Origin of the sequence: Bradyrhizobium sp. CCBAU 45394 (assembly GCF_028128655.1) — a bacterium.
Taxonomy (GTDB): Bacteria; Pseudomonadota; Alphaproteobacteria; order Rhizobiales; family Xanthobacteraceae; genus Bradyrhizobium; species Bradyrhizobium diazoefficiens.
On sequence record NZ_LBIX01000104.1, the window covers coordinates 1 to 4,701 of the forward strand.

The window sequence follows — 4,701 nt, forward strand, 5'->3', positions numbered from 1 at the left end:
GACGCTGCGGGCTGCGCGGGAGCGCCCTTTGGGTGAGCGCTCCTGCTCGCCCGCAGCTCCAATCCCTGCCAGTTCCAAACCTTGCCGTCAGATTAAGTCGAAAACTTCTACACATAGGCGGCGTGTAAGGAAACGCATCTCCGCAAGGGGAGGCGCATCTCGCGCCGGCAGTGCTGTCCGGTATCCGTGCCCGCGGGCGTCGATTTGTAACGGCCAGGGCGGTTACTGCGCTTCGGTATGGGTGGACACAAGGAGTCTTGGGCGTCCGCGCGGTGCACTTGGAAACTCTGCTTGCCGGTCAGCCGGACGGAGCTATCGCGTAGCCGATTCCTGCTTTGTGGGCTAAGCCTTCCTGGTTGAGTATCGCCGCGATCTCGGCATCCATTTTGTTTTCAGCATGCAACTCGACTTCCGTTGCCGCAGCCGATCAATGTCGATGTAATTGCGGTAGGTGTGAACGCGCTGTTGCACGTGATGCTCGCTGGGTTGCGCCGGTCTGCCAGCTGATCTGGAGCCACACCTGACTTCGGGTCCGCTTCTGATCAAGAACGACCTCGCGGATGACAAATCGCAGAATGCGCTTGCGATCGGTTGCCGACGTGGTAGCCGCGTTCAAGATCCGCGGCAGGTTCTCTCCGAGCGCTTGTAGCCCTGCGCGTTCCGCCGGGCCAATCAGAAGCGGCTCTTGCGCGCGCCAACGCGCATGCTGCTGCTCGACCGCTGACGACACGCAGCTTGTCTTCCCAAGCCGCTCAAGTGAGCGCGCCACAAGACGGTTCTCGGGCTCGCGGCCTGCATCCGTTCGCGCCGAGCCGCCATCGGCGTGCGATGGCCGTGTGCCTGATGAACGCGACGATCGTTGTAGAAGGCGATCAAGCTCGCGACCCCTGCCTTGGCCTCGAGGCCGTCGGCATAGCCCTTGAGATAGATGTCCTCATGCTTAAGCGACCGCCACAGTCGCTCGATGAAGACGCTGTCCATCGAACGACCGCGGCCATCCATGCAAATCTTGATCTTTGCGGCCGCCAGCGCGCCGGTGAAGGCCGCGCTGGTCAACTGGCTGCCCTGATCGGTGTTGAATATCTCCGGCGTGCCATACATCGCCAGCGCCTCTTCCAGAGCCGCCACGCAGAACGAGACGTCCATCGTGTTCGACAACGGCCACGCCAGAACCGCACGACTCGCCCAGTCGATGATCGCGACGAGATAGAGAAAGCCGCGCCCGATGGGCAGATACGTGATGTCGGCCGCCCACACCTGGTTCGGCCGATCAATTATCATGTTGCGCAACAGATAGGGATAGATCTTGTGGCCCGGCGCCGGCCTCGTCGTATTCGGCTTCGGTCCCAGCGCCGCGATGCCCATCTTGCGCTTCAACCGCTGCACGCGCTTGCGATTGACCTGAAGCCCCTCAGCCTTCAGATCGCGGTCATTCGCCGCGAGCCCAGGAACGGCCAGGCGGTGAACGGCTCGTCGATCCGCCGCATCAGGGCAAGGTCGTTGTCGTTGGCCGGCTGTGGCGGCCGGTAGACCCCAGAGCGCGCGATGCCAAGCAACATGCATTGCCGGCGGATCGACAGCGTCATGTCGGCGCGATCGAGCATTCCTCGACGGTCCGGCGTACTCATCTTCCTGACTTCCGCGCAAAAAAATCGCGCTCGACTGTCAGTTGTCCTAACTCGGCGTGCAGCTTCTCGATCTCGCGCCCGACACCCGCGTCAAAGGCCCGGGCCGCCTGTTCCAGCAGTTGCTTCTTCCAGGCATAGATCCGGTTCGGTGAACCTCATAGCGCTGGGCCAGATCGGCCACCGTCGCCTGCTCCCGTACCGTTTCCAGCGCGATCTTTGCCTTCAGTGCCGCGTCGATCTTGCGTCTCGTCTTTGTCGTCATCATGCGCTCCGTCTATCAAACGGAGCAGCCCCTTCCAACTAAGCACGTGCTCCAAAATTGGGGTCTATCCATTTTAATCATCGTAACTGCTTCCACAGCCATACGTCATTGTGCCATTCACCTCGAATACGTGAAAGTTCGCGTAAGGTCACGACACGTCGAAATTCGAACGAATTGAAGTTCTTGATCGCTCCGACATTTCTTTCGAGGGTGCGGCCCAACAGCGCACGTAGTCTAAAAGTTTTGGCGGTGTCAATCAAATGCCCAAGCATCAGCTTTCCAATGCCCCTTCTTCGGTGTTTTTCATCCACGTAACACGAGATTTCGGAGAGCTCCATATATTCAGGTCGCATCGAAAACGTATTTAGGGAGCACCACGCGATTATCTTCCCGCCGTCATGCTCATAAACGAAGGCTGCGTAGGGGTCTTGATGCTCCCTAAGCCAAGCCAACCGTTCGGTGCGAGTTTCAGGCGACACTCGACTTATGGCAAAGACACCGGGTGCCATCGCTTGATTGTAGATTGCTGCGATGTCTTCAACATCTGAACATTTCGCGCGTCGAATCACTATCACGTCCGATCGTTTTGACAGTCGCACTCGGGAAGCGCGACACGCAGCTACTAGCATCTGTCGAACACTTCCGATCATTAGTTGGGCAGCTAGACGTCTGATTCCGCCCGTGGAGGGAACGAGCTGAATCGGATTGAGGTCTGCTCAACAATGCGAGTATTAGAACTGTCTACACAAGCTATAAGCTTTGGTAGGTTTCGGAAGGCCCCTTGTGCGTTACCATTGGGTATCTTTCTTGAGGGACGAGGCTCGCTTCTACATTACTCGCATTTTGAACTCAGCTGCAGCACCCTGCCTCAGTTCACCCCAGGAGACGTCGCCATGAACGCGCAAAGCGCCGTTCCCGGGCGCTCGCCGATAAAGGGCATATGGGCGAAAACGGAGATCGCGACCCAAACAGAGTTCAGGTGGGGCCGCTCGGATCACCTTACTAAAAAGGAGCGTTGTTGCGAGTAACTCGTCGGTCAAAGGAATTTCGGTGGTCATCGTGCGGATCGCGTTCTCTTTAGGTGGCACATCTGGTGTGTCGCCGCATCATCTCGGATCTGATGCTACACGAGATTGGAGGCCTCAAATGCGGTATGAACTGCGCCGGCTGCAAACAGACGACCTACCAGAAGTAACAGACATCTATAACGCCGCATGTCGGGATAGGGAATCAACGCAAGGAACACGCCCTTGGAGCGTCGCTGAAATGAACGAATTTCTATTCGCGCTTCGTCCCTCTTTTGTGTCCTATACGTGTGTCAGCAACGGTAGCGTGATTGGATGGACGGCAATTACCCGGCACCATGTCAATGAAGGAGTGCGCCAGACAGCGGAGATGTCGCTCTATGTTCAAGGAAGGTTTCGTCGTAGCGGAGTTGGATCCGCACTTGCGCGTGCTGTTCTAAGCCGACCAAGTACAGCCAATCTACATTGCATCTTAGCAACGATATTTTCTGACACGCCGAACGTTGTTTCTTTCGCAAAACGGAAATGTGGCCTTTCGGTCGCGGGATGTCTCCCGGGTGCGTTTCCCCATAACGGAAAAAACTACGACATTCTGGTTCTCCAACGACTTATAATGTCCTGAACTCAACTGTGTATAGCTTGTGTGTCCACGAGTATTCGAGCAAACTTGCTGCGGACGTAGCTATCTGGCAGTCGACTGTGCCATGGCGCCATGTCCAATTTGCGTGCCTTGCTCGCAAGACGGCGACTGAAACGACGGCTTGAAGGGTTTTCGATATCCCGATAAGAACTGCACTTCCGTACAGCGACTGCGTTCATGCTCTTGTCGTCCCGACCGGCTAAAGTGAATTTCAGCCGGATTAAACCTGCGAGACAATTTCACCGCGATAGCCGCTATTCCGCAGGCCGTTCTCTTCATCTGTTCGTTCCCTGTCGGGCCGGAATCAATTCTTTCTGAGCGGATAGCGTGTTGAGAGATCAGAAAACATCGAGTTCAATCTCTTCGGCTAGCGACAATAGTTTCTAAATGAAGGCCGATCCTAAGAGCGTATTTCAATGCTTGGGTCCGGTTCACGAATAGGCCGCCAAAAGGCAATTCTGTTCGCGAACAACCCAGTTGCCCGGGCGATTCCTACCAACAAGGATCCTAGGCGCCGTGGGGCGCCGTAGGGATACGCGAAGGAAGTTCTCCCAACTTCATTTGTTATCTCCTGAGTGTGTGTAGGCTCTGCCCTACTCGAGGGTAAATCATGCTCGCGTTTTCTTAAACGTGTGAGCCTGCAGGGCGTTAGACGCGCATCTGCAGATCGCCCGCGTAATCAGTGCGCTTCGGCCGACCACAAACGAAGAGCCGTTGGCACCCGAAACCGCGCTTAGATTGGCTCGCTTACAAATAACCCACTTGCATCGAAGATCCGCCTGTGGCGTGGCACACTTCACAATCTCCCTGGTGAGTGCGACCAAATCGTGCCAACGGTCGAGATCGCGGCTTCTTCTGCGCCACTAAAGACAACGGGGCCTCCTTGCGGGTAAGTTGACCTGCCAACCGCTGGTCGTAATAAGCGCATGGCATATTCCTGTTTCTTGCATCAACTGCTGCGGACGGTAGTTGACTGAAGGGAAAATGTGCCCATCGGTATGGATCTGCAACAGTCAGGCAATCGCCGACAATCAGGCAAAGGGAAGTTGCGCAAAAGGAAAGCGAATACGCAAACGATTGTGACATTTTACGGCGCCAATTACGGCGCGTAGGAGTGCGAACTGCGAGCGCTCACGACTGCATCGA

The 4,701-nt window shown here is 56.3% G+C and carries 2 protein-coding genes and 1 pseudogene; 1 reads left to right on the forward strand and 2 read right to left on the reverse strand.

Features of this window, described 5'->3' with window-relative positions; genetic code table 11:
• Positions 1 to 819 precede the first annotated feature (819 nt).
• Positions 820 to 1,890 (reverse strand): annotated as a pseudogene (locus WN73_RS12165) (IS3 family transposase); the annotation flags it as partial.
• Positions 1,891 to 1,967: 77 nt separating this feature from the next.
• Positions 1,968 to 2,459: a GNAT family N-acetyltransferase gene (locus WN73_RS12170; RefSeq protein WP_271552945.1), complete on the reverse strand. Its 492-nt coding sequence runs from the start codon at positions 2,457 to 2,459 to the stop codon at positions 1,968 to 1,970.
• A 577-nt stretch (positions 2,460 to 3,036) separates the two neighbouring features.
• Here WN73_RS12170 and WN73_RS12175 point away from each other — a divergent pair.
• Entirely contained in the window at positions 3,037 to 3,537 is a 501-nt protein-coding gene (locus WN73_RS12175; protein ID WP_271552947.1) for a GNAT family N-acetyltransferase, read from the forward strand.
• The last annotated feature ends 1,164 nt before the right edge of the window (positions 3,538 to 4,701 follow it).